Origin of the sequence: Halorubrum sp. CGM4_25_10-8A, from assembly GCF_005435025.1 — an archaeon.
Classification (GTDB): Archaea; Halobacteriota; Halobacteria; order Halobacteriales; family Haloferacaceae; genus Halorubrum; species Halorubrum ezzemoulense.
In genome coordinates, this window is record NZ_SGTX01000008.1 from 130651 (window position 1) to 153917 (window position 23267).

The window sequence follows — 23267 nt, forward strand, 5'->3', positions numbered from 1 at the left end:
CGCGCCTCGACCGGACGCGTTTTAGTACTCGACGCGCAATACCGCCCATGGGATTCCACACGTTCGACGCCGAGCAGGCGTCGCAACTCGAGCGCCCGAGCCGCTACCGATGGGTCTCCGCGGAGGAGCTTATCGGCCCGCTGGTCGAGGTCGGCGCCGCGGTCGTCGCCGACCTCGGCAGCGGTACCGGCTTCTACACCGACGCCGTCGCCGAACACGCCGAGACCGTCTACGGCGTCGACGTCCAGTCGGAGATGCACGAGTACTACCGCGACAAGGGGCTCCCGGAGAACGTCGACCTCGTCGCGAGCGACGTCTCGGACCTCCCCCTCGCCGACGGCGAACTCGACGGGGCGTGCTCGACGATGACGTACCACGAGTTCGCGAGTCCGGACGCGATCGGCGAGCTCGCCCGCGTCCTCCGCTCCGACGGGCGGCTCGTCGTGTTCGACTGGTCGGCCGACGGCGACGGCGACCACGGGCCGCCGGTCGACGAGCGCTTCGCTGCGCGCGACGCGCGCGAAACGCTCGTCGACGCCGGGTTCGAGATCGAGCGCGCCGAGACGCGGACCGAAACGTTCGGCGTCGTCGCGCGGGCACCCTAAACGACCGTCCCGTATCTGTCCGAAACCGCCGCCACACCGTCGCATTCGAACGTTCGTGAAGAAATACCGTTAGGTGTATCCAGCCCGTACGAGGGGTATGTCCGTCCGTCACCGATCGGTAGCCGTCGCCGCGCTCGCCATGTTCGCGACGCTCGCCGCGCGACCGGCCGCGGCCCACGTCGACTACGTCACCGAGGACTCCGGCGACCCGCTCGACGCTGTGGCGTTCGTCATCGAGGTGCTCTCGGACCCGTTCAACGCGGCGCTGTTCGCGGGGTCCGGAGCGCTCGGGCTCGTCGGCATCGCGGCGTACCTCTGGGTGCGACCGACGATCGTCGACATCGTCGTCCTCCGCGAAAAGCTCGCCGGGTACGCCGACCTCGTCCCGTGGATGCTCCGCCTCGCCGTCGGGCTCCCGCTCGTCGGCGCCGGCTTCGAGGGGTATCTCTTCGCGCCGACGCTCGCGTTCGACACCGGGGCGAGCCCGCTCTTCCGGGTGCTGTTCATCGGGCTCGGGTTCTTCACCCTCTTCGGGCTGGCGACGCGGATCACCGCGACGGTCGGCCTGCTGACGTACGCGTGGGTGTTCCTCGCGGTCGACCCCCTCGTCTTCCTCGCCGTGGAGTACGTCCCGGTGTTCCTCGCGCTGCTGATCCTCGGCGGCGGCCGCCCGAGCGCCGACGACATGCTGCTGGCGGTCGCGAGCACGCCGGGCTCGTACTACGGCCGGGTCGACCCCGTCCAGTACCTCAAGTCGTTCCTCGACGAGTCGACGGCCCCGCTGCGGCGCTACGTCCCGACGGTGCTCCGGGTCGGGATGGGCGTCTCGTTCGTCTACCTCGGCCTCATTCAGAAGCTCGCCGACCCCGCGAGCGCGCTCCAGGTTGTCGAGAAGTACGACCTCACGGCGGTGGTCCCGGTCGACCCGGGGCTGTGGGTCGTCGGCGCGGGGGTGACCGAGGTCGCCGTGGGGCTCGCGCTGATCGCGGGTTTCTTCACCCGCGGCGCGGCCGCGCTCTCGTTCGTCCTGTTCACGACGACCCTGTTCGGGCTCCCGGACGACCCCGTCCTCGCGCACGTGGCGCTGTTCGGGATGGCGTCGGCGGTGTTCACGCTCGGCTCCGGCCCGCTCGCGTTCGACTACTGGTTCGGTCGGCCGGCGCTCGACGGCGACGACTCGGCGGTCGCGGCGGACTGACCGCGACGGGTGCTCGTCCGTGACGGGCCACGACCGCGGGCGGGCGCCGCGACCGCGACCCCCCGCCGGCTTTTAAGTTACTCTCGCGCGGTGAGGGAGGTATGCGAGTGGACCTCGGCAACGCCCTGGCGACGACGCCCGGGCTCACGACGGCAACGCTGGACCGACTCGACGACCGCGTCGCGGCCGCGCACGAGCGGATCGCGGCCGGGATGGCCGACGACGAGTTCGGGTACGCCGCCCTGACGCTCCCCGAGACCGCGGACCCGGACGCGATCTACGCCGCGGTCGAGGGGTTCGACCGCCCCGAGGCGGTGCTGACGGTCGGGATCGGTGGCAGCGCGCTCGGCGCGGCGACGCTGTCGAACGCCCTCGACAGCGACGTGGACGCGTACGTCCTCGACAACGTCGACCCCGACGAGACGCGGCGCCGCCTCGCCGACCTCCCGCTCGACAACACCGTCGTCAACGTGGTGTCGAAGTCGGGGACGACCGCGGAGACGCTCGCGAACTTCCTCGTCGTCCGCGAGGCGATGGCCGACGCGGGCGTCGACTGGACCGAGCGCACCCTCGTCACGACGGGCGAGTCGGGGAACCTCCGCCGGCTGGCCGACCGCCACGACCTTCCGTCGCTCCCGGTGCCCGACGGCGTCCCCGGGCGCTTCTCGGCGCTGTCGACGGTCGGGCTCGCCGTCGCCGCGCTCCAGGGCCACGACGTCGAGGCCGTCCTCGCAGGGGGCCGCGACGGGATGGACGCGCTCGCCGGGTCGCTGTACGACTCGCCCGCGTACGCCTACGGGGCGGCGACGTACGCGCTCGCGGAGCGGGGCGCGCTCACCAACGCCGTGATGCCGTACGCCGAGTCGCTGGAGACGTTCGCGGAGTGGTTCGCCCAACTGTGGGCCGAGAGCCTCGGGAAGGACGGGCTGGGGCAGACCCCGGCGCGCGCGCTCGGGGCGACCGATCAACACTCCCAGCTCCAGCTGTACCGCGCCGGGCCACCCGACAAGCTGGTGACGCTCGTCCGGCCGACAGAGCGCGCCGACGCGCCGATCCCCGAGACGGACCTCGACGGGCTCGCGTACCTCGGCGGCTCGTCGCTCGGCGGCCTGCTCGACGCCGAGTTCGAGGCGACTGAGGCGAGCCTCGCGGCCGCCGACGTCCCCAACGTGCGGGTCGAGATCGACCGCGTCGACGAACGCGCGCTCGGCGAACTCCTGTTCGGGATGGAGGCCGCTTGCGTGCTGTACGGCGAGCTCGCGAGCGTCTCGACGTTCACCCAGCCCGCCGTCGAATGGGGCAAGAAGGCGGCCCGCGGGCTGCTCGGCGGCGGCGACTTCGAGGAGGCCGAGGCGGTCGCGGAGAAGCGCGAGCTGCGAATAGACTGATCTGCTCTGCGAGTGGGGACGTCGTCGGCGCCGATCCCCTTCCGGTGCGTCTAAAGCCCTTGCGAGTCGTGTTCACTGTAATGAGCGACGACCCCTTGGCCTCGGCGGTCGGCCAGCGCGTGTTCCGCGTCGCGAGCGCCCTGTTCGCGATCGTGTTCGCGCTCCTCGTCGCGAGCGCGATCACCGCGCCGGGCGCGGAGCTGGCCGCCTCCCTCGGGCTGGTGTCGGAGGGCACGACCGGCTACCAGCTCCTTCAGACGCTGCTCCAGTTCGTCGGGTTCGCGATCGCGGTCGCCGGCTACCTCGCGATCACCGACCAGTGGACGCTCGCCCGGATCTCCCGCCCTGACGCCCGCGAAGCGGCGATCATCGTCGGCGGGGGTATCGCCCTCTTCGCGTTCCAGTACGGCGCGCTGTTCGCGCTCGATCAGGTCGGCCTCTCGACCGGGCAGAATCAGGCGGTCGTCCCCGCCGGCGACCCCGTCCCGTACTACCTCGCGATGATCGCGGTGTCGCTCGCGGTGGTCGGCCCGGTCGAGGAGCTGCTGTTCCGCGGCGTCGTCCAAGGCACCGTCCGCCGCGCGTTCGACGCGGTCCCCGCGGTGCTCATCGCGAGCCTCGCGTTCGGGCTGATCCACCTCCCCTCGGTCTCGGGGACGCCGGTCGAGCAGTGGGCGTACGTCGGTATCGTGGTCGTGTTGGGGTCCGTCCTCGGCGCGTTCTACGAGTGGACGGACAACGTGGTGGTGCCGGGGCTGGTCCACGGCATCTACAACGCGGTCACCTACGCGGTGCTGCTCGCGCAGGCCCTCTGAGGGGCACCGGTTCAGTACGTCTCTTTCCCCCACCGCAGGTCGTCGTAGGTCGCCTGCTGGTCGCTGCCGAGCCGCTCCTCGAACTTCCGGCGGAGCGCCGCCTTCTCGCTGGCTGAGATGCGCGCCAGCGCGTCCGCCTTCGCGACCGGCTCCGGCGGGCCGCGGGTCGCCGCCACCTCGGCGACCACCTGCCGGGTGAGCCGTTCGCGGGTCCCCGCGTCGCGGGTGAACGCGTACGGCGCCTCCAGCTTGTAGGTCACGTCGGTCCGCGGGTCGTAGACGACCATGAACGTGGGCTCGTACAGCTCGGGGTCGAGCTCGCGGTCGACACCGAGCGCGTCGCCGTCGGCGGCCATCGGCGCGTCCGCGCCGCCGCGGCTGCGGAACCACGTGGTGAACGTGAGGTCGTCGTGGAGCCGCGCGCCGCGCTCTGCGCCCCGGTCGTCGTCGGTGAACTCTCCGTCGCCGGCGGCCCCGTACGGCTCGCGGCGCTCCAACAGCCGGGTGAACAGCGCGGTGTCGTCGGGCCACGGCGACTCGACGCCGGCGCGCGAGAGCGCGCGGACGGCGGTGCCGCTCGCGGGGTTCTTCACGAAGCCGGCCAGCGGCACGTCGCGCTCGACGAACCGCTCGACGAGGCGGACGTACTTCTCGATCACCGCGCGCGGCTTCGCCTCGCGGGCGAGCGCGCCGAGCTCCGGGTCGCGGTCGGCCCACGTGAACAGCTCCTTCGGGTAGATGGGACCGTCGAGGACGAGCAGGTCCTCCACCCGGTCGGCATGGTCGAGCGCGTGGGTCCCCTCCGCGAGGTATAAGGCGAGCGCGTGGACGACCCGCTCCGCGTAGCGGTTCACCCGCGGGACGTGGAGGACGCGCTGCTTGGTGTGGCCCTCGTCGCGGCGCGTCCACTCGCTGTCGAAGCCGGCGGTCGAGTCGCCGGCGTGGACGGTGGCCACGATGGTGCGGTCGCGGTGGAGGTCGAGGTCGGTCGGCGAGCTCGCCATCGCCGCGTGGGCGACGTCGACGACGAGGCCGTTCTTGAACGTCGTCGGGTTGATCGTCCCCGAGTCGAGCCCGTGGACCGCCTCGAACGGGCGCTCGGCGAGCGCCACGTCGTCGATGGCGGCCCGATGGCGCTCGTGGTCGCCGAGCGCCGCGAGCACGACCCGGCCGTCGCGGCGTAGTTCGGGGAGCCACTCCCGCCAGACGCGCTCGGCGAGGTCGTCGTGGTCCGTCGCGTCCACGTCGCCGCCGATGCCGTACGCGAGCCGGGCGATGTTCTCGACGTGGATCGGATCGAGCGTCACGACCGTACGGCGGGCCGGACCAATATAAAAGGCGTCGGCCGCGCGGTCGACGACCTGGGCGCCCGGCGTGAGTTCGCTCAGCGGGGGTTCACTCGGCGGGAGTTCGCTCAGTGAAACCGGTTCCGTCCGGTGAAGTTCGTGTCACTCAATGAGGTCATTCCGCCCGCCGAGACGAACGTGTTCGATCATCGCCGAACAATCGGCAACGTCGTGGGGTAAATTGTGTCAGCGCGATATCACTCAGCGGCTTAATTACCAGCGTCTCAGGACCTGAGAGACGGTATCAGCGATAATATCTGGAGGCGACGTGTTTTTATACCGTGCGACAATCGTCGCCCATGGCAGAGACTGCGACCGGCGTGGACGCGGGGGGATCGGGCGGGCTGGCGGAGAGCGTGCGGGACGTGATCCGCTACATCCCGGACGGCACCTCGATGCCGGAGGAGATGTGGAGCCCGCGGCATCGGAACATCCTGATTTCGATCGCGGTCCAGGTGCCGCTGCTGATCGGGCTCGGCCTCTACAACGGGACGGAGTCGTTCACCGGCGCGCAGATTCCGGCGACGCCGCTGTGGATGCTCGGCGGGTTCGTCGCCGTCATCCTCGGCACCGGCGCGCTGGCAAGCTGGTCGCGGCTCGGCCGCCGCCAGCGGACGGTGCTCTCCGCGTTCAGCCTCATGACCGTCTCGATGGCGATGGTCAAGCTGTCGGGCGGCTACATCGAGGCGCACTTCAGCTTCTTCGTGTTTATCGGGGTGCTCGCGCTGTACGAGGACTGGCTCCCGTTCGCCGTCGGCGTCGTGTACGTGGCGGTCGGCCACGGCGCGTTCAGCCTCATCGATTCGAGTCTCGTCTACAACCACACCGCGGCGATACAGAACCCGATCGTCTGGGGCGGCATTCACGCGGTCTTCGTCCTCGCGCTGGCCAGCGCGCTGATGGTCAACTGGTACTCGATCGAGAAGTCGCGCGAGGCGGCGCGCGAGCAGCTGGAACTGGCGGAGCGGAAGCAGGCGGAGATCCAGGACGTCGAGGCGGCGAAGGCGGAGGTCGAGGAGCGCCGGGAGGAGGTCGAGCGGCTGAACAGCCACCTCGAGACGAAGGCGGACGACTACAGCGCCGCGATGGGCCGGGCGGCAGACGGCGACCTCACGGTCCGGCTCGACGCGGAGAGCGAGAGCGAGGCGATGGCGCAGATCGGCGCGGCGTTCAACGAGATGATGGAGGACATCGACGCGGCGATGGGCGAGGTGCGGTCGTTCGCGCAGGACGTGTCGACCGCGAGCGCGGACACGGTCGACGGCGTCGAGACCGCGTCCGACCGGAGCGAGGCCGTCAGCCGGTCGGTCACGGAGATCGCCGAGGGCGCCGACGAGCAGCGCGAGATGCTGCGGCAGGTGTCCGACGAGATGAACGACCTCTCGGCGACGATCGAGGAGGTCGCCTCCTCGACCGAGACGGTCGTCTCGGTCGCCGAGCAGACCGCCGACATCGCCGACGAGGGCGAGGAGACCGCCGAGGCGGCGATCGGCCGCGTCGAGGAGTCGCGCGAGGCGCTCGACTCGGCCGCGGGGACCGTCCAGCAGCTCGACGACCGGATGGAGGACATCGGCGAGATCGTCGACCTCATCGGCGACATCGCCGAGCAGACGAACCTGCTCGCCTTGAACGCGAACATCGAGGCCGCCCGCGCGGGTGGCAGCGGCGGCGGGAGCGACGGGTTCGCGGTCGTCGCCGACGAGGTGAAGCAGCTCGCGGAGGAGACGCAGGACGCCGCCACCGAGATCGAGGAGCTCATCGGCGCCACGCAGTCGCAGACCGAGGGGACCGTCGAGGCGGTCCGGAGCGCCGAGGAGAACATCGCCGCCGGGGCCGACGCCGTCGAGGACGCCGCGGACGCGTTCGCGCGGGTGTCGGAGAACGCCGCGGAGACCGACGAGGGGATCCGCGAGATCAGCCGGGCCACCGACGATCAGGCGGCCAGCACTGAGGAGACCGTCTCGATGGCCGAGGAGGTCGCGGAGATCAGCGGGTCGACCGCCGACGAGGCCGACGCGGTCGCCGAGGCCGCTGACGAGCAGCTAACCGCGATGAGCGAGGCGACGACGGCGGCCGGGTCGCTCGCGGAGCAGGCGGAGCGGCTCGGCTCGCTCGTCCGGGACTTCGACGTCTCCGGCGGCGGGACCGGTCCCGCGTCGGGCCCCGGCCCGAGCGCGGCGGTCGGCGACGGCGGCCAGCGCGAGTAGACGCGCGGCGACGAGACGTTTTTCCGCGGTTCGGCGCTGCCCGGCTATCTATCGTCCGACTCGCTCCGAACAGCTTCGAGGACCGCCAGCGCGCGCTTCACTCCCGCGCCGTCCTCCACGAACACAAGCGTCCGGGGCGGGCGGACCGCCTTCGGCCGGACGCGGAGGTCGACCTCCCTCGCCGCGTCCGCGACCGCGTCCGGGGCCGCGACCGCTTCGATCCGCGCGCGGTCCGGCTGGACGTACACCTCGGCGACGGTCGGGTCGGGGTCGGTCTCCGCGGACGCGTCCCCGTCTGGCGAGCCGTCGCGCTCGCGGACGATCCGGTACGCCAGCGCGCCGTCGGCGGTCGGCTCGACGTCGGGGTCGGCGTCGGCGACGGTCAGCCCGCGGAGCCGGCTCTCGTTCCCCGTCACCTCGGAGGCGAGGAGCTGAGCGATCCGGACGCCGTCCGCGAGTCGGTCCGTCACCATCTCACGCCGCCCCCGAGTCGTCGGCGTCGGTCAGATCGCCTCCCGCGTCGCCCGCCTCGGCGGCGAGCTCCTCGCGCACGTCGACCGCGAGGCGGTCGACCGCGACGCCCTGCTCGCGGGCGTAGAGGACCGCGGCGGCCTCGATGGTGACCGCCAGCGCCCGCTGACGCTCGTTGATCGCGGCGACGGCGCGCTGCTTCTCGACGCCCGCGGCGACGACGGCGTCGAGCGCGCTCTCGAAGGTGGACTGCTCGCGGAGGACCGACTCGTCCGGGGTGAACCCCTCCGGGACGGTCACCTCGGCCGGGTCGAACTGCGGGACCAGATCGCCGTCCTCGGACGCCAGCAGGCCGCGGCCGAGCGCGACGTCGACGAGCCGCTTCGCCTGGTCGGGCGAGAACCACTCGCGCTCCAGCGACAGCACGACGACGAACTCCCCCTGCCCGAGCCGGTCCTGTGCCCGAGCCTTGAACGGGGCGGCGACGGCGACCTCCAGACTCATGTGAGACGAACGGCCCGGCGGGCGCGTAAACGTGTCGAACCCGGGGGCGACCGGACGATCCCGGGACTCAGTCGTCGCCGGGGGCGGCGGTCTCCGCCGGGTCGGCGTCGGCCGAGGTCGGATCCGCGTCGATCGTGAGGCCAGTCCCGGCCATAACGAACAGCACAAACGGCGAGAGGAACGCGAACAGGTAGTACGGCGCGTACTCGATGGTCGGGACGCCCGTGGCGCTCGCCATGAAGACGGCGCCCGCGTGCCACGGCATCAGGGCGCCGGTCGGCGTCCCGGCCGCTTCGACCGCGCGCGAGAGCTGGTCGGTGTCGAGGCCGAGTTCGTCGTAGGTGTTCCGGAGCGTGACGCCCGGCAGGACGATGCTCATGTACTGTTGGGCCGTGAGGGCGTTGATGAAGATCGCGGAGACACCAGTTCCGGCGACGAGCGCGCCCGGACTCCGCACGGACGAGGTGAACGCGTGGGCGATCACCGCGAGGACGCCAGTGCGCTCCAAGATGCCGCCGAGTGACAGCGCGGCGACGACGACCGTGATCGTCCACGCGGAGCCGGTGAGTCCCCCGGTCGCGAGGAGTTCGTTCACGGTCGTAGAGGCCGACTCCGGCGAGGTCCCGTACATGAATATCTCCCAGGCGGCGACGAATCCGGTCCCTTGGAGGAGGATCGTCGTGAGCGCGCCGGCGAACACGCCCGCGACGAGTGTCGGCAGCGCGGCGTACCCCCGCAGCGCCAGCCCGAAGGTGACGACGAGCGGGACGAAGGCGACGGCGGTGACCGCGTACGTCTCGGTGAGACCACCCTGGATCGCCGCGATCTCGCCGGCGGGAATGTCGCCGCTCGTGCGGAGGCCGAGCGCGGCGAAGCCGAGGACCGCGAGACCGAAGGCGATCGCGGTGCCGGTCCGCATCCGTCGGATGTGCCCGTACAGGTCGGTGTTGGTGACGCCGGCGGCGAGGTTCGTGGTGTCGGAGAGCGGCGACTGCTTGTCGCCGGCGTACGCGCCCGAGAGGACCGCGCCGACCGTCATCGGTGCGGGGACGCCGAGCCCCGCGCCGATACCCACGAAGGCGACGCCGAGCGTCCCGACGGTGGTCCACGAGGAACCGATGGCGAACGCGACGATCGCGGCGAGGACCGCTGCCGCGGGGAGGAACGTCGTCGGGGACAAGATCTCCAGGCCGTAGTACATCATGCTGGGGATCGTGCCGGCGCTGACCCACGTCGCGATCAGCCCGTAGATGGTGAAGATGATGAGGAGCGCCTGGAGCCCCATGACGAGGCCGTTCGCGATCCCGTCGAACAGCGCGTCCCAGTCGTAGCCGAGCCACAGGCCGAACGCGCCGACGAAGGCGATGCTCCACAACAGCGGCGGGTGCGGGTCGAGGCCGAGGACGGCCGAGCCGATTCCGAGGAACGCCACGACGGCGAGGACCGGGACCAGCGCCGCCGCGAGACTCGGGCGGCGGTCTGGATCCAGGTCGTCGTACGCCGTCGGGGTGAACGAGCGTGCCATGCCCGATTGTATTCCTTTGAAGCATAAGTATGGCTCGAAATATGCGTGTGATAGATAGCGATAGATCTTGCCGCTTACGGTGAGCGGCTTCGGCAGGCCCCGCGGCACCCGCCGCGTCCGCCCGTGTGCCGCCGTGTCGCGGCGGTCCGCGAACGGACGCTCTTATACGCGTCGGCGGCGAAGCCGGGGTAACATGATATTCGAGGGCCTCCCGACGACTCCGCGCTCCGAGGAGCTCGTCGACAAGGCGTTCTCGCGGGCGGCGCGGGCCGGGCGCGCGAAGCGCGGCCACGAGGCGCAGGAGTCGATGCTACGGACCGCCGGCAACGTGCTCTCGGACAACTTGGAGAACGTCGTCACCTCGTGGCCCGACTTCGGCTTCGACGTCGACCCGTTCTACTACGAGCTCGCGGACGCACTCGTCGACGTCGACCGCCTCCGCCAGGCGCTCTCGCAGGTGATGTGGGCGAGCCGCCAGATCGAGGACCTCCGCGACGAGTACACGACGAAGGTCCGGAACTCCGACGTGGACACCGCGCGGAAACACCGGAAGCAGGCGTTCGCCCGCATGGCGGACATCATGGACCAGATCGAAGACGACCTGCGCTACATCGGCGACTCCCGGGACCAGCTGAAGGTCCTGCCGGACGTGGACCCGGACGAGCCGGCCGTCGTCGTCGCCGGCTACCCGAACGTCGGCAAGTCGTCGTTCGTCAACCGGGTCACCCGCGCGTCGAACCAGATCGCGGAGTACCCGTTCACCACGAAGGGCGTCCAGATCGGCCACTTCGAGCGCGACCACATCCGCTACCAGATCGTCGACACGCCCGGACTCTTAGACCGGCCGGCGGACGAGCGCAACGACATCGAGCGGCAGGCGGTGAGCGCCCTCGAACACCTCGCGGACGCCGTGATCTTCGTCATCGACCCCTCCGGCGACTGCGGCTACCCGCTCGAGGTCCAGCTCGAACTCCGCGAGGAGGCCCGCGAGCTGTTCGGCGCGGCCGTGCCGCTGCTCACGGTGGCGAACAAACACGACCGCTTCGAGGGCGTCAAGGCGGAATCAGTCGACGCGACGATGAGCGTCACGGAAGACGAGAACGTCGAGGATGTCCTCGACATGGCCGTCGACGCGGTCGGCTACGAGCCCGACCTCCCCACCCGCGACGGGGAGTAGTCGGTCGACGCGCTTGACGGTCGCGAACCGCGAAAAAAGGCTCCTCGCGGCGCTACGCCGGCGCCGCCTCGTACACGACGTTCACCGAGACGCTCACGCTCACGTCGCCGCTCTCGACGGCGGTCGCGGCCCCGGCGTCGCCGCCCGCGGCCGACTCGTACGTCTGGGCGACGTACGGCCGCGACTGCGACCGCCCGGTCGACACCTCGTAGACCCCCGAGACCTCGAGCCCGCTCGCGTCGGCGAGCGCGGCGGCGTCGGCGTCGGCGTTCGACATTGCCTGTGCGATCGCCTCCTCGCGGACCTCCCGCTCGGTCTCCTCGCTCAGCCCGAACTCGATCCGCTGGACCTCGTCCGCGCCGGCGTCGATCGCGACGTCGATCACCTCGCCGACCGCGTCGACGTCGTCGAGTTCGATCGCGTACTGGTGGACGCCCTGGTACCGCGTCCGGTTCGGGTCGTCGCGGGTCTCGTAGCTCTCTTGTACGTCGTACCGCTCCGTCCGGATCGCGTCGTCGCTGAGGCCCCACTCGGTCAGCGCCGCCCGGAGATCCTCCTCGCCCGCGGCCAGTTCGTCGCGCACAGCCGCGGCGTCCGACCCGGTCGCGGTGACCGCGACGCGGAGGGTGGCGCGGTCGGGCGCCGAGGTCGCCTCGCCCGTCGCCGTCACTTCGATGTTCCGTTCCAGTTGCGCCTCGTCGCCGTCCGTCGGGGTCGCGGTGCCCGCGAACCCCGCACAGCCGGCCAACGCGACGAGGGCCGCGATGCCAACGATCGCTGTCAGTCGCCTGTTCATACGCGCTTAGTCGGTCCGAAAGCACGTATAAACCGCAGATAACGCAAAGAGTCGTTTTCGTCACCGTCCGTCGTCGCCGTCGCGCTCGCCGGCCGCGTCCTCGGTGATCTCCTCGTCCGCGTCGTCGTGGTCCGCGATGAACGCGTCGTCGCTCGCGCCTCCGGAGTCGCCCGCGTCCGCGTCGTCGGAGTCGCCGTCGCCCTGCGAGCTGGTACCCTCGATACCGCCGTCACCGCGGTCCGCGGCGGACTGCACGTCCGTCCCTTCGGAGCGGTTCGACTCGCGCTCGACGCCGCCGGTCACGGTTGCGGCGCGGCGGCCGGAGCCGAACAGCCGCTCGCGCAGCGACCGGCTGCTGGGCCGCTCTGTGAGGAGCACCGAGGCGTCGACCTCGTGGATGACGTCGAGGTGGAGCGAGTTGGAGACGAGCCGCGAGAGCAGCCCCTTCTCCGTGGCCCCGATGATGACCAGCGTCTTTCCGGCGGCCGCCCGACAGATGCCGTCCTCCACGTCGCCGCCGTCGTCGACGACGAGCTCCGCGTCGTCGAGGTCGTGTTCCGCCGCCCAGTTCGCGAGGAACGCCTCGCCCCGTCCCCTGTTTCCGGGCCCGTCCACCACGTGAAGCAGCGTCACCTCGGCCCCGGTGGCGTCGGCGAGCACCTTCGCCACCTCCGCGCTGAGGTCGGAGTCGGGGCCGCCGGAGGTGGGGATGAGGATCCGCGAGGTGTCGAGATCGCGCTCGTTGAGGATGAGGAAGTCGCAGGGAAGCTGGTTGGTGAGCTCGTCGATCGGCCGCTCGGCGCGGGCGGCGCTCCAGAGCTGGTCGTCGCCCCACCCCATCAGCACCGCGTCCGGCCGGGTCCGCCGCGCCATGTTGAACACCTCCTCGAACGAGCGGTGCGAGACGACCGTGGAGGTCGACACCTCCACGTCGTAGTCGGCCGCGGTCGACCGGAGGTTCGCCATCCCCTCGCCGGAGACGTCCGCGATGCGCCGCCCGGCGTCCCCGGTGGACAGCGACATGCGCTCGGGCGCCTGAACGACGTGGACGATGTGGACGACGCCGTCGTCGTGGTCGCTCGCGAGCCGCGCCGCCAGGTCGACGATCGGGCCGTCGGTCCGGGGGTTCGTGATCGGTACCATGACCCGGTACCCCTCGCCCGCGAACAGCGTCGCCTCGGTGGCATCCAATATCGGGACGTACGAGCGTCCGGCCGCGCGGCCGAACACCCACTCGGGGACCGTGAGGCGGCGGCTCACGCCCTCGAAGCGCGCCTCTTCGAGGCGCTCCTCGCTGGTCTGGAAGTAGTTGACGAGCGTGACGAGGACGACCCCGCCGATGGTGTTCCCGAGCAGGACCGGGAGGACGAAGCCGACGAGCCCGGAGAAGAGGCTGATCTCCGCGCCGTACAGCGGGATGCCGTGCTGGAAGAACAGGTACAGCACCTCGGTGAAGGAGACGACCACGTGGAACAGGTCGCCGAGCGGGATCGCGAGGAACGCGAGGTAGACGACGAGCATCCGGCTGACGGAGTCGGTGGAGGCGAAGCCGACCCAGACGACGCCGGCGACGACGAGCCCCGCCATCGCGGCCTTGAAGAACAGCGGCACGAACGGGACGCCGAATCCCCCCTCGGAGATGTACCGCGCCGCGTCGACGGTGTCGCCCGTGAAGACGCCGCCGTACGAGAGGACGGCCGCGCCGATCCCGCCGCCGACGAAGTTGCCCGCGAGGACGATCGTCCAGTGCCGGAGGAGCGTGGGGAGGCTCGCGAGCCGCTCCAAGGTCAGGGCCACCGGCGGCAGGGTGTTCTCGGTGTACAGCTGGTACCCGCCGATGATGATGTAGATGAACCCGAGCGGGTAGAGGAGGACGCTCAGTATCGGGTGAGAGTCGGTCGCCGCGGTCAGCGACGCGTACAGCATGAACGTGATCGTGATAGCCAGCCCGGCGGCGAGCCCGCTGAAGAAGAGTTCGCGGCTCCCGGAGGTCACCTCCTCGTCCGCGGCCGCGATGATCCGCTGGAACACCTCGTCGGAGGAGAACCGGTCCCGGACGGCCTCGCCGACCGCGGGCGCGCCGCTCCGGGACCGCTCGACGACCTCTCGCATGGAATCGTCGTCGGATTGCGTGGGATCCGTCACTGGCCGAGCCCACGGAGGCCCGGTAAAAAGCCCTTGCTCTTCCGATCACGCGGACGCGAACCGGCGGACCGCAGCGACGGGCGAAACGAGACGAGTTCAGGGGCGGTCGGGCGAAACGAGACGGACTTAGGGCGGTCGGGAGAACGAGACGGACTCAGGCGCGCTCGACGGTCACCGAGCGGACCTCGACCTCCACCTCGCCGCCGACGACCGACTCGATCCGGTCGTCGAGCGCGGGCGCGAGCCCCTCGACGGTGCCGCCGGGGGGCGTGCCGACCCGGATCACGACCCGGTCGGTCTCGAGCGGCGGGACGGTTCCCGTCCGCTCGACGGTCAGATCGAGGAGTTCGAACTCCGCGTCCAGCGCGGTCAACTCGTCGCTCGCGGCGGCGCGGATGTCGGCCTCGGTGGTCGAGGCGACGTACGACTCGTAGGTGACGCCGCCGAGGAACACCGACAGCAGCGCGATGGCGACCGCGAGGACGGCGGCGCGCTTGAGGAACGCGGCGCGTGCCTCGTCCTCCCGGAACCACCGCTGCGGGCGGTACCCCTCGTACCATAGCATCACGAGCGCCGAGAGGTTGATCGAGAGGACGTTCACCGCGACGATGACGCCCGCCCCGATCACGAGCCGCGGGATCCGGAAGGCGATTCCGATGCCGACCGCGGCCGCGGGCGGGATGAGCGCCACCGCGATCATCACGCCGACGAGCGTCGCGGAGACGCCGGTCATCAGCGAGACGATGCCCGCGATCCCGGCCCCGACCGCGACGACCAACACGAGGACGTTCGGCGCGAGTCGCTCCGACACCTCCGCGAGTTCGAGCGGGTCCAGCCCGGGCGGAACCAAGGCGAGCGAGCGCAGCGCGAACGCGAACGCCGTCGCCGCGATAACTGCGACCGCGACGCCGATCACCTGCATCCGCACTCCCCGCCGGAACAGTGCCTCGTCGTCGACGACGGTGCCGATCGCCGCCGACATCGCCGGCCCAATGAGCGGCGCGATCACCATCGAGCCGACCACGGTGGCGGGCGAGTCGAGCAGCAGCCCCGCCGTGGCGATCACCGACGAGATGACGGTCATCAGCACGTACGTGCCGAGCCCCGAGGCGAGGTCGTCCGCCTTCGCCTGGAGCTCCTCCCGCGAGATGCGGTCGCCGCTCCGCTCGGCGTCCGCCTCGTACTCTTCTTCGAGCGCCTCGAACCGGCGCGAGATGACCGTTTCGGCCGCGACGATCACGGTGTACGTGCTCTCGTCGATCCCCGCCTCCCGGAGTCGGTCGAGGACCGGCTCGACGGCGGCGGTCGGCAGCGGGAACGTCGCGACCGCGGTGTACTCCCGGCCGCTCGTCTCGTCGGTGACGACGTAGTCGACCCCCTCGTCGTCGAGCGCGCGGACGACAGCGGCCCGCTTGCCCGCCGGAATCATGACCTGAACGAGTCGCACGATCGGCGGTCGCGCCGACAGCCCTTATAAGATCGGCACGCAGCGGCCCGCCCGGGCCACGAGAAACGGAACTTTAATGCGCGAATCGCTCGCACCTCCGGACAAGAATGATCTCGCCGCTGGTCATCGACACGTTCCTGCTCGACTACCACCTCGGGCACGTCCTACTGTTCGGGCTCGTCGTCTCGCTTCTGGGTGTCGCGCCGCTGAAGTCCCAGAAGGCCCTCGCGTCGATCATGGCCGTGTTCGGAGTCATCTTCCTGATGGCCCCGTACACGACGATGCCGCCGACGTTCATCCTCCTCGGCATCCCGCTCGTCCTCGTCGGCACACTGCTGTGGACGATGGCGCGCTGAGAACCGCGTCAACTGACCGTCGAGCGGCGCGCGCGGCCGAACTCTCTTCCTCTCAGCTCTCTCGACCCCCTAGACGGACTCGGTCGGCTCCCCCGCGGTTTCGACTTCTGTTCGATCCCGCTCCTTTTTGCCCCACCGGGGACACTCCCCGCCATGGTAACGGTACGGGCCCCCGCGACGAGCGCGAACTTAGGGAGCGGCTTCGACGTGTTCGGGGCGGCCCTCTCGCGGCCGGCCGACGTCGTCACCGTCGAGAAGGCGGCCGAGACGACGATCGAGGTCACCGGCGTCGGCGCGCAGTACATTCCGGAAGACCCCGACAAGAACACGGTCGGCGCCGTCGTCGAGGCCCTCGACGCCCCCGCGCGCATCCACATCGACAAGGGGGTGCGCCCGGCGTCGGGGCTCGGCTCCTCCGCCGCGAGCGCCGCGGGCGCGGCCGTGGCGCTCAACCGACTGTACGACAGGGGCCGCTCCCGGGAGGAGCTGGTCCCGATCGCCGCCGAGGGCGAGGCGGTGGTCTCCGGGGTCGCGCACGCGGACAACGTGGCGCCCTCGATCCTCGGCGGCTTCACCGTGACGACCGCCCAGGGCACGCACTCGGTCGACGCCGCGGTCCCCCTGGTCGTCTGTCTCCCCGACGTGGCGGTCTCGACCCGCGACGCACGCCGGGTCGTCCCCGAGACCGCCTCGATGGAGGACCTCGTGGAGACGGTCGGCAACGCGGCGACGCTCGCGGTCGGGATGTGTCGCTCCGACCCGGCCCTCGTCGGCCTCGGCATGACCGATCCGGTGGTCACGCCCGAGCGCGCGCGCCTGATCACCGGCTACGACGACGTGCGCGAACGCGCCTTCGACGCCGGCGCGACGGGCGTCACCGTCAGCGGCGCCGGTCCGGCGGTGATCGCGGCCTGCCGCGAGCGCGACCGCCGGGCCGTCGCGGCCGAGATGCTCGACGCCTTCGCCGGCGCCGGGATCGAGGCGCGCGCCTACCAGACCCGCATCGGCCGCGGTACGACCGTGCTGGACGAGTGAGCCCGGGCGGCCGTCCCGCTCGCAGCGGATCACGCGGTCGGCGCGTGGTCCGGCCGATAAGTCGACGGTGACGAGCCGCCGTCGATCGCGCCCTCTCGTCCGGCCCATCCCTCCCAACGGACACGCCGGACTGCGCGGCTCCGCCGCGACCGGACAAGCGTAAAGAGCCGCCGGCGAGAACTAGTGGTATGAACGACACCGCAGGGCTCCGGCTCACGGTGCGTGCCGCCGAGAAGCGGGACGCGGGCCGGGGCATCGCCAGGCTCCCCGAGTCGGCCCGCAAGCGGCTCGCCCTCCTCAGCGGCGACACGGTCGAGGTGCGCGGCGAGCGCACCGCCGTCGCGAAGGTGTGGCCGGGCGGTCCCGACGCCGCCGAGGGCTCCGTCCTCATCGACGCCGACACCCGTGCGAACGCCGGCGTGAAGGTCGGCGATACTGTCACGATCGCGGCCGTCGACGTCGCCGACGCCGACCGCGTGACGCTGGCCGCGCCCGGGCGGCTCGCCGAGGTGGACGTGAGCCGCGAGGTGGTCGAGCGGGCGCTCTCCCGCGAGCTCCGCGACCGCCCCGTCACCGAGGGCGAGGCCGTCCACGTCGAGCGACTGGGCGGGCTCCGGTTCGTGGTCGCTCGGACCGACCCGGCGGGCACCGTCCGCATCACGGCCTCGACGGACGTCTCCGTCGAGTACAAGGACGGCGCCGGGTCCGCCGGAGACCACGCCGACGCGTCGGCCGCGCCGGGGAGCGACCGCGCCAGCGGGCCGGCGAATCCGGGGACCGAGACGCCCGGCGACGACGGCCGTCCGAAGGGCGGGTCGCCGCCCGAGGAACACACCGCAGGCGCGACCTACGAGGACATCGGCGGATTGGACGAGGAGCTGGAGCTGGTCCGGGAGACCATCGAGCTCCCGCTCTCCGAGCCGGAGGTGTTCACCCGGCTCGGCGTCGACCCGCCGAAGGGGGTCCTCCTCCACGGCCCGCCGGGGACGGGGAAGACGCTCATCGCCCGCGCCGTCGCCAACGAGGTCGACGCGACGTTCATCACCGTCGACGGCCCGGAGATCATGTCGAAGTACAAGGGCGAGTCGGAGGAGCGGCTCCGGGAGGTGTTCGAGCGCGCGAGCGACGACGCCCCCGCGATCGTTTTCTTCGACGAGATCGACTCGATCGCGGGCAAGCGCGACGACGGCGGCGACGTGGAGAACCGCGTCGTCGGCCAGCTGCTCTCGCTGATGGACGGGCTCGACGCCCGTGGCGACGTGATCGTCATCGGCGCGACGAACCGCGTCGACACCATCGACCCCGCCCTCCGGCGCGGCGGGCGCTTCGACCGCGAGATCGAGATCGGCGTGCCCGGCGAGTCGGGGCGGCGGCAGATCCTCGACGTCCACACGCGCCGGATGCCGCTCGCGGACGACGTGGACTTGGACCGGATCGCGGGCCGGACGCACGGGTTCGTCGGCGCCGACATCGAGGGGCTATCGCAGGAGGCGGCGATGACCGCGCTCCGTCGCGCCCGGGAGTCGGACTCACGGGCGCTGAACGACGTGACCGTCACGAAGGCGGACTTCGAGGCGGCGCACGCCAACGTCGAGCCGAGCGCGATGCGCGAGTACGTCGCCGAGCAGCCGACCACCGACTTCGCGGACGTCGGCGGCCTCGACGACGCCAAGGGGGAGCTCGAACGCGCCGTGACGTGGCCGCTGTCGTACGGGCCGCTGTTCGACGCCGCCGGCGCCGACCCCCCGACCGGCGTCCTGCTGTACGGCCCGCCGGGCACCGGGAAGACGCTGCTCGCGCGCGCCATCGCCGGCGAGAGCGGCGTCAACTTCATCCAGGTCGCCGGGCCGGAGCTGCTCGACCGGTACGTCGGGGAGTCGGAGAAGGCGGTCCGCGAGCTGTTCGACCGCGCGCGGCAGGCGGCCCCCGCGATCGTCTTCTTCGACGAGATCGACGCGGTCGCGACCGACCGGGACGCGGCGGGCGGCGACGGCTCGGGCGTGAGCGAGCGCGTCGTCTCCCAGCTCCTGACGGAGCTCGACCGGGCCAGCGACAACCCGAACCTCGTCGTCCTCGCGGCCACCAACCGGCGGGACGCGCTCGACCCCGCGCTGCTCCGCCCCGGCCGGCTCGAGACGCACGTCGAGGTGCCGGAGCCGGACCGCGAGGCGCGCCGCAAGATCCTGGAGGTCCACACCCGCGGGAAGCCCCTCACGGACGAGGTCGACCTGGAGCGCGTCGCCGACGAGACGGAGGGGTTCTCCGGGGCCGAGATCGCCTCGCTGTCGCGGGCGGCGGCGATGCGCGCCATCGAGCGCGTCGCCGACGAGCACGGCGAGGCCGCAAACGACCACGCCGACGAGGTGGGTATCACCGGGGAAGACTTCGACGCGGCGCTCGAGTCCGTCCGGCCCGAGAGCGTCTGAGGGCGCCGAGGTCCCGCGGGCCGGTCCCGTCTCCGATCAGTCGTCTCCGCTCGACTCGGCGGCCGCGCCGTCCTCCGTCCCCTTCTCTTCCACCTCTCTGCCCTCCGTTCCCCCGTCGTCGGACTCGCCGTGATCGTGTCCGCCGTGCGCGCCGGCGTCTCCGAGCGCGCCGGGACCGAACTCGTCGACCGGGGTGACGCTGTAATCGACCGTGAGCGTGTCTTTCGTCGCGCGGACCTTGCCCACGAACGTCGATATCTCCGCGAGCTCGCCCTCCAACACGAACAGCTCCATGCAGTACTGCGAGCCCACGTGGCTGTGGAAGTTCGAGGCGACGATCCCCTCGTCCTCGTGGCGCAGGCGCATCATCCGCTCCTCGACGTTCGTCGTCTCGTAGTTGAAAAGCACCGTCACGACGGCCATGAGGTCGCGGTCCTCGAGCTTCGCGTCCTCGAACTCGCCGAGGAGGTTCCGGGAGGCCTCGCGGACGACCTCGCTGCGGCCGGTGTACCCGTGCTCGTCGGAGAAGTTGTCGATGCGCTCTAGCAGCTCCTCCGGCATGGACACGCTGACGACTGTCATATATTAAATCATACCGCGGAAGTTGTTAATCCTTGAGGTCCGGGCCGCCGCGTTCCGCTTCTCGCTCGGGCCGGTCGCCGCCTCCTCCGGTCCCCTCGCTGTCGCCGCCTGCGATCCGCTCGCCGAGCCACGCGTAGTGGTCGAGTAGGGCTGCCTCGCCCGCCTCGGTGAGCGCGTACACGTCCGCGATCCCCTCGGTGCGCCGGCGGAGGTGGCCGGCCTCGACGAGCGCGGAGAGCGTGCCGTAGAACGATCCCGGATCGATCCGCTCGTCGTAGTGCGATTCGAGCCGGCTCTTCAGCGACTGCGCGCGCAGCTCCCCGTGTTCGTACAGGAGCGCGCAGAGGTCGCGGCGGCGGCCGCTGTGGAACCACTTCGTCATGTGTCGCGAGTCGGCCCGCGGCGGCATAAATCGCTCACGACGCGTCGACAAGCTCGTCGAGCCGGCGCACGCGCCGGTCCCCGAGCACGCACCGCCCGCGCTCGTCGTGGCCGACGCGCTCGACGTGGACCGCGTCGAGGCCGGCGTTCCAGGCGGCCGCCACGTCGCTCTCGCCGTCGCCGACGTAGTAGCCGCGACCTCGGGTCGGATCGACGCCGAGGTCTCTCATCGCGGTCTCGATCGGGTCGGGGGACGGCTTCCACCCCGTCTCTTCGGTGCAGCAGACGACGGCGTCGAAGCGGTCGTCGAGGCCGACGCGGTCGAGGACTGGCTCGGCGAGGAACTCCTGACAGTGGGTGACGAGCCCCGTCGGCCCGCCGACCTCCTCGACGCGGTCGAGCAGCCGCGCGGCGTCGTCGTGGAGGTACGTCGCCTCCGCGCGGGCGACCGGATCCTCGACGGAGTGAAACGCGGGCCAGAACGCCTCGGGGTCGACCCCCATCCCGCGGAGCGTCTCCGCGCGAGACCCGCCGAGACCGCTCCAGAGGACCCGCGCCTCCCGGTCCGAGAACTCGCGGCCCAGCCGGCCGCCGACGCGGTCGAACACCGCTCGGGTGTACTCCCACTCGGCGTCGACGAGGGTCCCGTCGAGGTCGAACAGGTGGAAGTCGTAATCGGTGACGGCCATACGGTCCACCCGTACGCCGGGGGCGGGCAAGTGCGTTGCGGGTGCGCGGGATCCCTGCTCACACCGACCGGAGCCGTCCGGGCGGCCGGCTTCCCCCCCCCCCCTCGCGTCACCCCCGGACGTGGACCGACGAGCCGAGGTACTTGCGGAGGACCTCGTCGACCGAGTCGGCGTTGAAGCGGCCGAGGTCCGCGGCGATCGCGTCCGTCAGCGCGTCGCGGTACGCCTCGTCGGTGCGGAGTTCGCGGAAGTCGGCGGCGGCGACCTCGAGGCTCGCGGCGTCCGCCAGTCCGAGGCGCTCCGCGGCCAGCCGCCGGAACGACGGCTCGTCGCCGACCTCGCCGCGCCACAGCCGGTCGCGGAAGAACAGCCACCCGTCGGCACCGGGGTCGCTCGCGGGGAGTTCCATCGTCGTCTCGAACCGGCCCGGGTCGACGGCGGCGTCCGCGGGATCGAGTCGGACGGCGACGCGGAAGACGTAGGCGGCCTCCATGCGTCGACCGTCGCCGGACCGATTCATAAAGCTACATACCGTTCGGCGTCGTGGACCCCGTCATGTGGCAGCGTCTCCGCGGCCTCGCCGGGCGCGCGTACCGGCGGCACCTCCGCCGCGAGATCGACGACGTCCCCGACCACGTCGCCGTCATCCAGGACGGGAACCGTCGGTACGCCCGCGAGCAGGGCGACGACGCTCCCGAGGGACACCGCGCCGGCGCGGACACCACCGAACAGGTCCTCGACTGGTGCGCCGACCTCGGCGTCTCGGAGCTCACCCTCTACGCCTTCTCCACCGAGAACTTCGAGCGCCCGGACGAGGAGCTGGAACCCCTCTTCGACCTGCTCGAACGCAAGCTGCGCGAGTTCGCCGACGCCGACCGCGTCCACGATGAGGGCGTCCGCGTCCGCGCCATCGGCGACGTGGCCCGGCTCCCGCCGCGCGTCCGCGACGCGGTCGAGTACGCGGAGCGGCGCACCGCCGGCAACGACCGGTTCACGCTCAACGTCGCGCTGGCGTACGGCGGCCGGACCGAACTGCTCGACGCCGCGCGCGCCATCGCCCGCGACGTGGACGCGGGCGAGATGGCTCCCGGGGACGTCGACGTCGAGACCGTCGAGTCGCGCCTGTACGACCGCCCGATCCGCGACGTTGACCTGATCGTCCGCACCGGCGGCGACGAGCGCACCTCGAACTTCCTCCCGTGGCACGCCAACGGCAACGAGGCCGCCGTCTACTTCTGTGCCCCCTACTGGCCTGAGTTCTCCGAGGTCGACTTCCTGCGCGCGATCCGCACCTACGAGTCGCGCGAGGAATCGTGGCAGCGCGCACGGGCCGAGCGCGCGGTCGCATTGGTGCGCGCGCTCGCCGAGGTGGAGTTCGCCGAAGCCCGCGCCGCCGCCGCCAGGCTCCGCGAGCGGATCCCCCGGCTCGACGGCAGCGACCTCTCCGACGACGCGCTCGACATCGCCGACGGTGACTCAGCCGGCCCGGCCGACGGCGAGTCCGCCGGTCGGATCGACGGCGACGGGCCCGAGTCGACGGGAGCCGACTAGGCGGCGCCGGGCGCGACGCCGCCCTCGTTCCGCGTCAGCAGGTACAGCGCGAACGACGAGAGCCAGTGCGACCCCGCGTAGTCGTCGGTGAGCACGTCTGCGGCCCCGGCCTCCGCGTGGCGGCGCGCCGCGTCGTCGAGGGGCTCCCGGAGCCGGTCCGCGGCCGGGCCGTCCCGCCCGTCGAGCGCGTCGGCCAGTCCGGCGAGACACCACGCCCGGGAGACGTTGAGCCCGATCAGGTGTATCGCGGCGCCGTCGCCCTCGTCGGGCTCCACGTCGACCGGCGAACACAGCGCGTCGTGCGGCGGCGCGGCGAGGTCCGGGAGGAAGTCGTCGAGCCACGACGCGAACGGGTCCGGGTCGAGGACGCGGCGCATGAGGTCCGCCTCGGTCAGCGCGGGCGAGACGAAGTCCCAACCGACCGGCTCCGCGCCGACGACCGCGGCGGTGTCGTCCGCGTAGAGGCGGCGCGCCGCAGCCGCGGCCTCGCGTTCGAGGTCGGCGTCGCCGACGACCCGCGCGTAGTCGAGCACGCCGGCGAGCGCGAACGCGGTGTTGCCGTGCGTACCGACGCGGTGAGCGCGGTCGATCCCGAGGAACGACTCTCGGACCCCCTCCCGGAC

The 23267-nt window shown here is 71.6% G+C and carries 22 protein-coding genes; 10 read left to right on the top strand and 12 right to left on the bottom strand.

Features of this window, described 5'->3' with window-relative positions:
* Positions 1–47: 47 nt before the first annotated feature.
* From EXE52_RS10525 to EXE52_RS10540, 4 genes are all read left to right on the top strand, one after another.
* Positions 48–605, top strand: coding sequence for a class I SAM-dependent methyltransferase (locus EXE52_RS10525; protein WP_089308591.1), 558 nt, complete (start codon positions 48–50; stop codon positions 603–605).
* A 97-nt stretch (positions 606–702) separates the two neighbouring features.
* Entirely contained in the window at positions 703–1803 is a 1101-nt protein-coding gene (locus EXE52_RS10530; RefSeq protein WP_089308590.1) for a DoxX family protein, read from the top strand.
* Positions 1804–1904: 101 nt separating this feature from the next.
* Entirely contained in the window at positions 1905–3191 is a 1287-nt protein-coding gene (locus tag EXE52_RS10535; RefSeq protein ID WP_089308589.1) for a glucose-6-phosphate isomerase, read from the top strand.
* A gap of 80 nt (positions 3192–3271) precedes the next feature.
* Positions 3272–4006, top strand: coding sequence for a CPBP family intramembrane glutamic endopeptidase (locus EXE52_RS10540; protein ID WP_089308588.1), 735 nt, complete (start codon positions 3272–3274; stop codon positions 4004–4006).
* Between the two features lie 11 nt (positions 4007–4017).
* On the opposite strand, the gene EXE52_RS10545 is transcribed toward EXE52_RS10540, so the two are convergent.
* Complete coding sequence (locus tag EXE52_RS10545) at positions 4018–5313, bottom strand: DNA double-strand break repair nuclease NurA (RefSeq protein ID WP_089308587.1); 1296 nt, start codon at positions 5311–5313, stop codon at positions 4018–4020.
* Between the two features lie 338 nt (positions 5314–5651).
* Here EXE52_RS10545 and EXE52_RS10550 point away from each other — a divergent pair, with 338 nt between their 5' ends.
* Positions 5652–7559 (top strand): methyl-accepting chemotaxis protein, encoded by a 1908-nt coding sequence (locus EXE52_RS10550; protein WP_049930862.1) that lies wholly within the window; start codon positions 5652–5654, stop codon positions 7557–7559.
* A gap of 44 nt (positions 7560–7603) precedes the next feature.
* Here the strand turns inward: EXE52_RS10550 and EXE52_RS10555 are convergent, their stop codons facing one another.
* From EXE52_RS10555 to EXE52_RS10565, 3 genes are all read right to left on the bottom strand, one after another.
* The gene (locus tag EXE52_RS10555) at positions 7604–8032 is read right to left on the bottom strand and encodes a hypothetical protein (RefSeq protein ID WP_086219681.1); all 429 of its coding nucleotides are present in this window, start codon (positions 8030–8032) and stop codon (positions 7604–7606) included.
* Between the two features lies 1 nt (position 8033).
* Complete coding sequence (locus EXE52_RS10560) at positions 8034–8534, bottom strand: DUF2240 family protein (RefSeq protein ID WP_199237886.1); 501 nt, start codon at positions 8532–8534, stop codon at positions 8034–8036.
* A 67-nt stretch (positions 8535–8601) separates the two neighbouring features.
* A complete protein-coding gene (locus EXE52_RS10565; RefSeq protein ID WP_089308586.1) occupies positions 8602–10059 on the bottom strand; it encodes a Na+/H+ antiporter NhaC family protein in 1458 nt (485 codons plus the stop codon).
* Positions 10060–10252: 193 nt separating this feature from the next.
* Here EXE52_RS10565 and EXE52_RS10570 point away from each other — a divergent pair, with 193 nt between their 5' ends.
* The gene (locus EXE52_RS10570) at positions 10253–11236 is read left to right on the top strand and encodes a GTPase (protein WP_049930867.1); all 984 of its coding nucleotides are present in this window, start codon (positions 10253–10255) and stop codon (positions 11234–11236) included.
* Positions 11237–11288: 52 nt separating this feature from the next.
* On the opposite strand, the gene EXE52_RS10575 is transcribed toward EXE52_RS10570, so the two are convergent.
* From EXE52_RS10575 to EXE52_RS10585, 3 genes are all read right to left on the bottom strand, one after another.
* The gene (locus EXE52_RS10575; protein ID WP_086215369.1) at positions 11289–12032 is read right to left on the bottom strand and encodes an SIMPL domain-containing protein; all 744 of its coding nucleotides are present in this window, start codon (positions 12030–12032) and stop codon (positions 11289–11291) included.
* A gap of 60 nt (positions 12033–12092) precedes the next feature.
* A complete protein-coding gene (locus EXE52_RS10580) occupies positions 12093–14177 on the bottom strand; it encodes a formate/nitrite transporter family protein (RefSeq protein WP_049930869.1) in 2085 nt (694 codons plus the stop codon).
* A 154-nt stretch (positions 14178–14331) separates the two neighbouring features.
* Positions 14332–15606 carry a TIGR00341 family protein gene (locus EXE52_RS10585; RefSeq protein ID WP_049931052.1) on the bottom strand — a complete coding sequence of 425 codons (1275 nt, stop codon included), beginning with the start codon at positions 15604–15606 and terminating at the stop codon, positions 14332–14334.
* A 125-nt stretch (positions 15607–15731) separates the two neighbouring features.
* Here EXE52_RS10585 and EXE52_RS10590 point away from each other — a divergent pair, with 125 nt between their 5' ends.
* The 3 genes from EXE52_RS10590 (at position 15732) to EXE52_RS10600 (ending at position 19441) form a co-directional block, all read left to right on the top strand.
* Entirely contained in the window at positions 15732–15980 is a 249-nt protein-coding gene (locus EXE52_RS10590) for a hypothetical protein (protein ID WP_049930871.1), read from the top strand.
* 153 nt (positions 15981–16133) lie between these two features.
* Positions 16134–17015: a homoserine kinase gene (locus EXE52_RS10595; RefSeq protein ID WP_049930873.1), complete on the top strand. Its 882-nt coding sequence runs from the start codon at positions 16134–16136 to the stop codon at positions 17013–17015.
* A gap of 188 nt (positions 17016–17203) precedes the next feature.
* The gene (locus tag EXE52_RS10600; protein WP_089308585.1) at positions 17204–19441 is read left to right on the top strand and encodes an AAA family ATPase; all 2238 of its coding nucleotides are present in this window, start codon (positions 17204–17206) and stop codon (positions 19439–19441) included.
* A 36-nt stretch (positions 19442–19477) separates the two neighbouring features.
* Here EXE52_RS10600 and EXE52_RS10605 read toward each other — a convergent pair whose 3' ends face one another.
* From EXE52_RS10605 to lwrS, 4 genes are all read right to left on the bottom strand, one after another.
* Positions 19478–20023, bottom strand: coding sequence for a CopG family ribbon-helix-helix protein (locus EXE52_RS10605; protein WP_049930877.1), 546 nt, complete (start codon positions 20021–20023; stop codon positions 19478–19480).
* A gap of 25 nt (positions 20024–20048) precedes the next feature.
* Complete coding sequence (locus EXE52_RS10610) at positions 20049–20405, bottom strand: helix-turn-helix transcriptional regulator (RefSeq protein WP_049930878.1); 357 nt, start codon at positions 20403–20405, stop codon at positions 20049–20051.
* A 34-nt stretch (positions 20406–20439) separates the two neighbouring features.
* Complete coding sequence (locus EXE52_RS10615; protein ID WP_089308584.1) at positions 20440–21093, bottom strand: HAD family hydrolase; 654 nt, start codon at positions 21091–21093, stop codon at positions 20440–20442.
* 109 nt (positions 21094–21202) lie between these two features.
* Positions 21203–21586, bottom strand: coding sequence for an LWR-salt protein (gene lwrS, locus EXE52_RS10620; protein ID WP_086215366.1), 384 nt, complete (start codon positions 21584–21586; stop codon positions 21203–21205).
* A 62-nt stretch (positions 21587–21648) separates the two neighbouring features.
* Between lwrS and uppS the strand changes: the two genes are divergently transcribed.
* Positions 21649–22644 (top strand): polyprenyl diphosphate synthase, encoded by a 996-nt coding sequence (gene uppS / locus EXE52_RS10625; RefSeq protein ID WP_049931053.1) that lies wholly within the window; start codon positions 21649–21651, stop codon positions 22642–22644.
* Here the strand turns inward: uppS and EXE52_RS10630 are convergent.
* Positions 22641–23267: DUF2891 family protein (locus EXE52_RS10630; protein WP_137703721.1), on the bottom strand; the 627-nt coding region annotated here is incomplete at its 5' end. The genes uppS and EXE52_RS10630 overlap by 4 nt on opposite strands.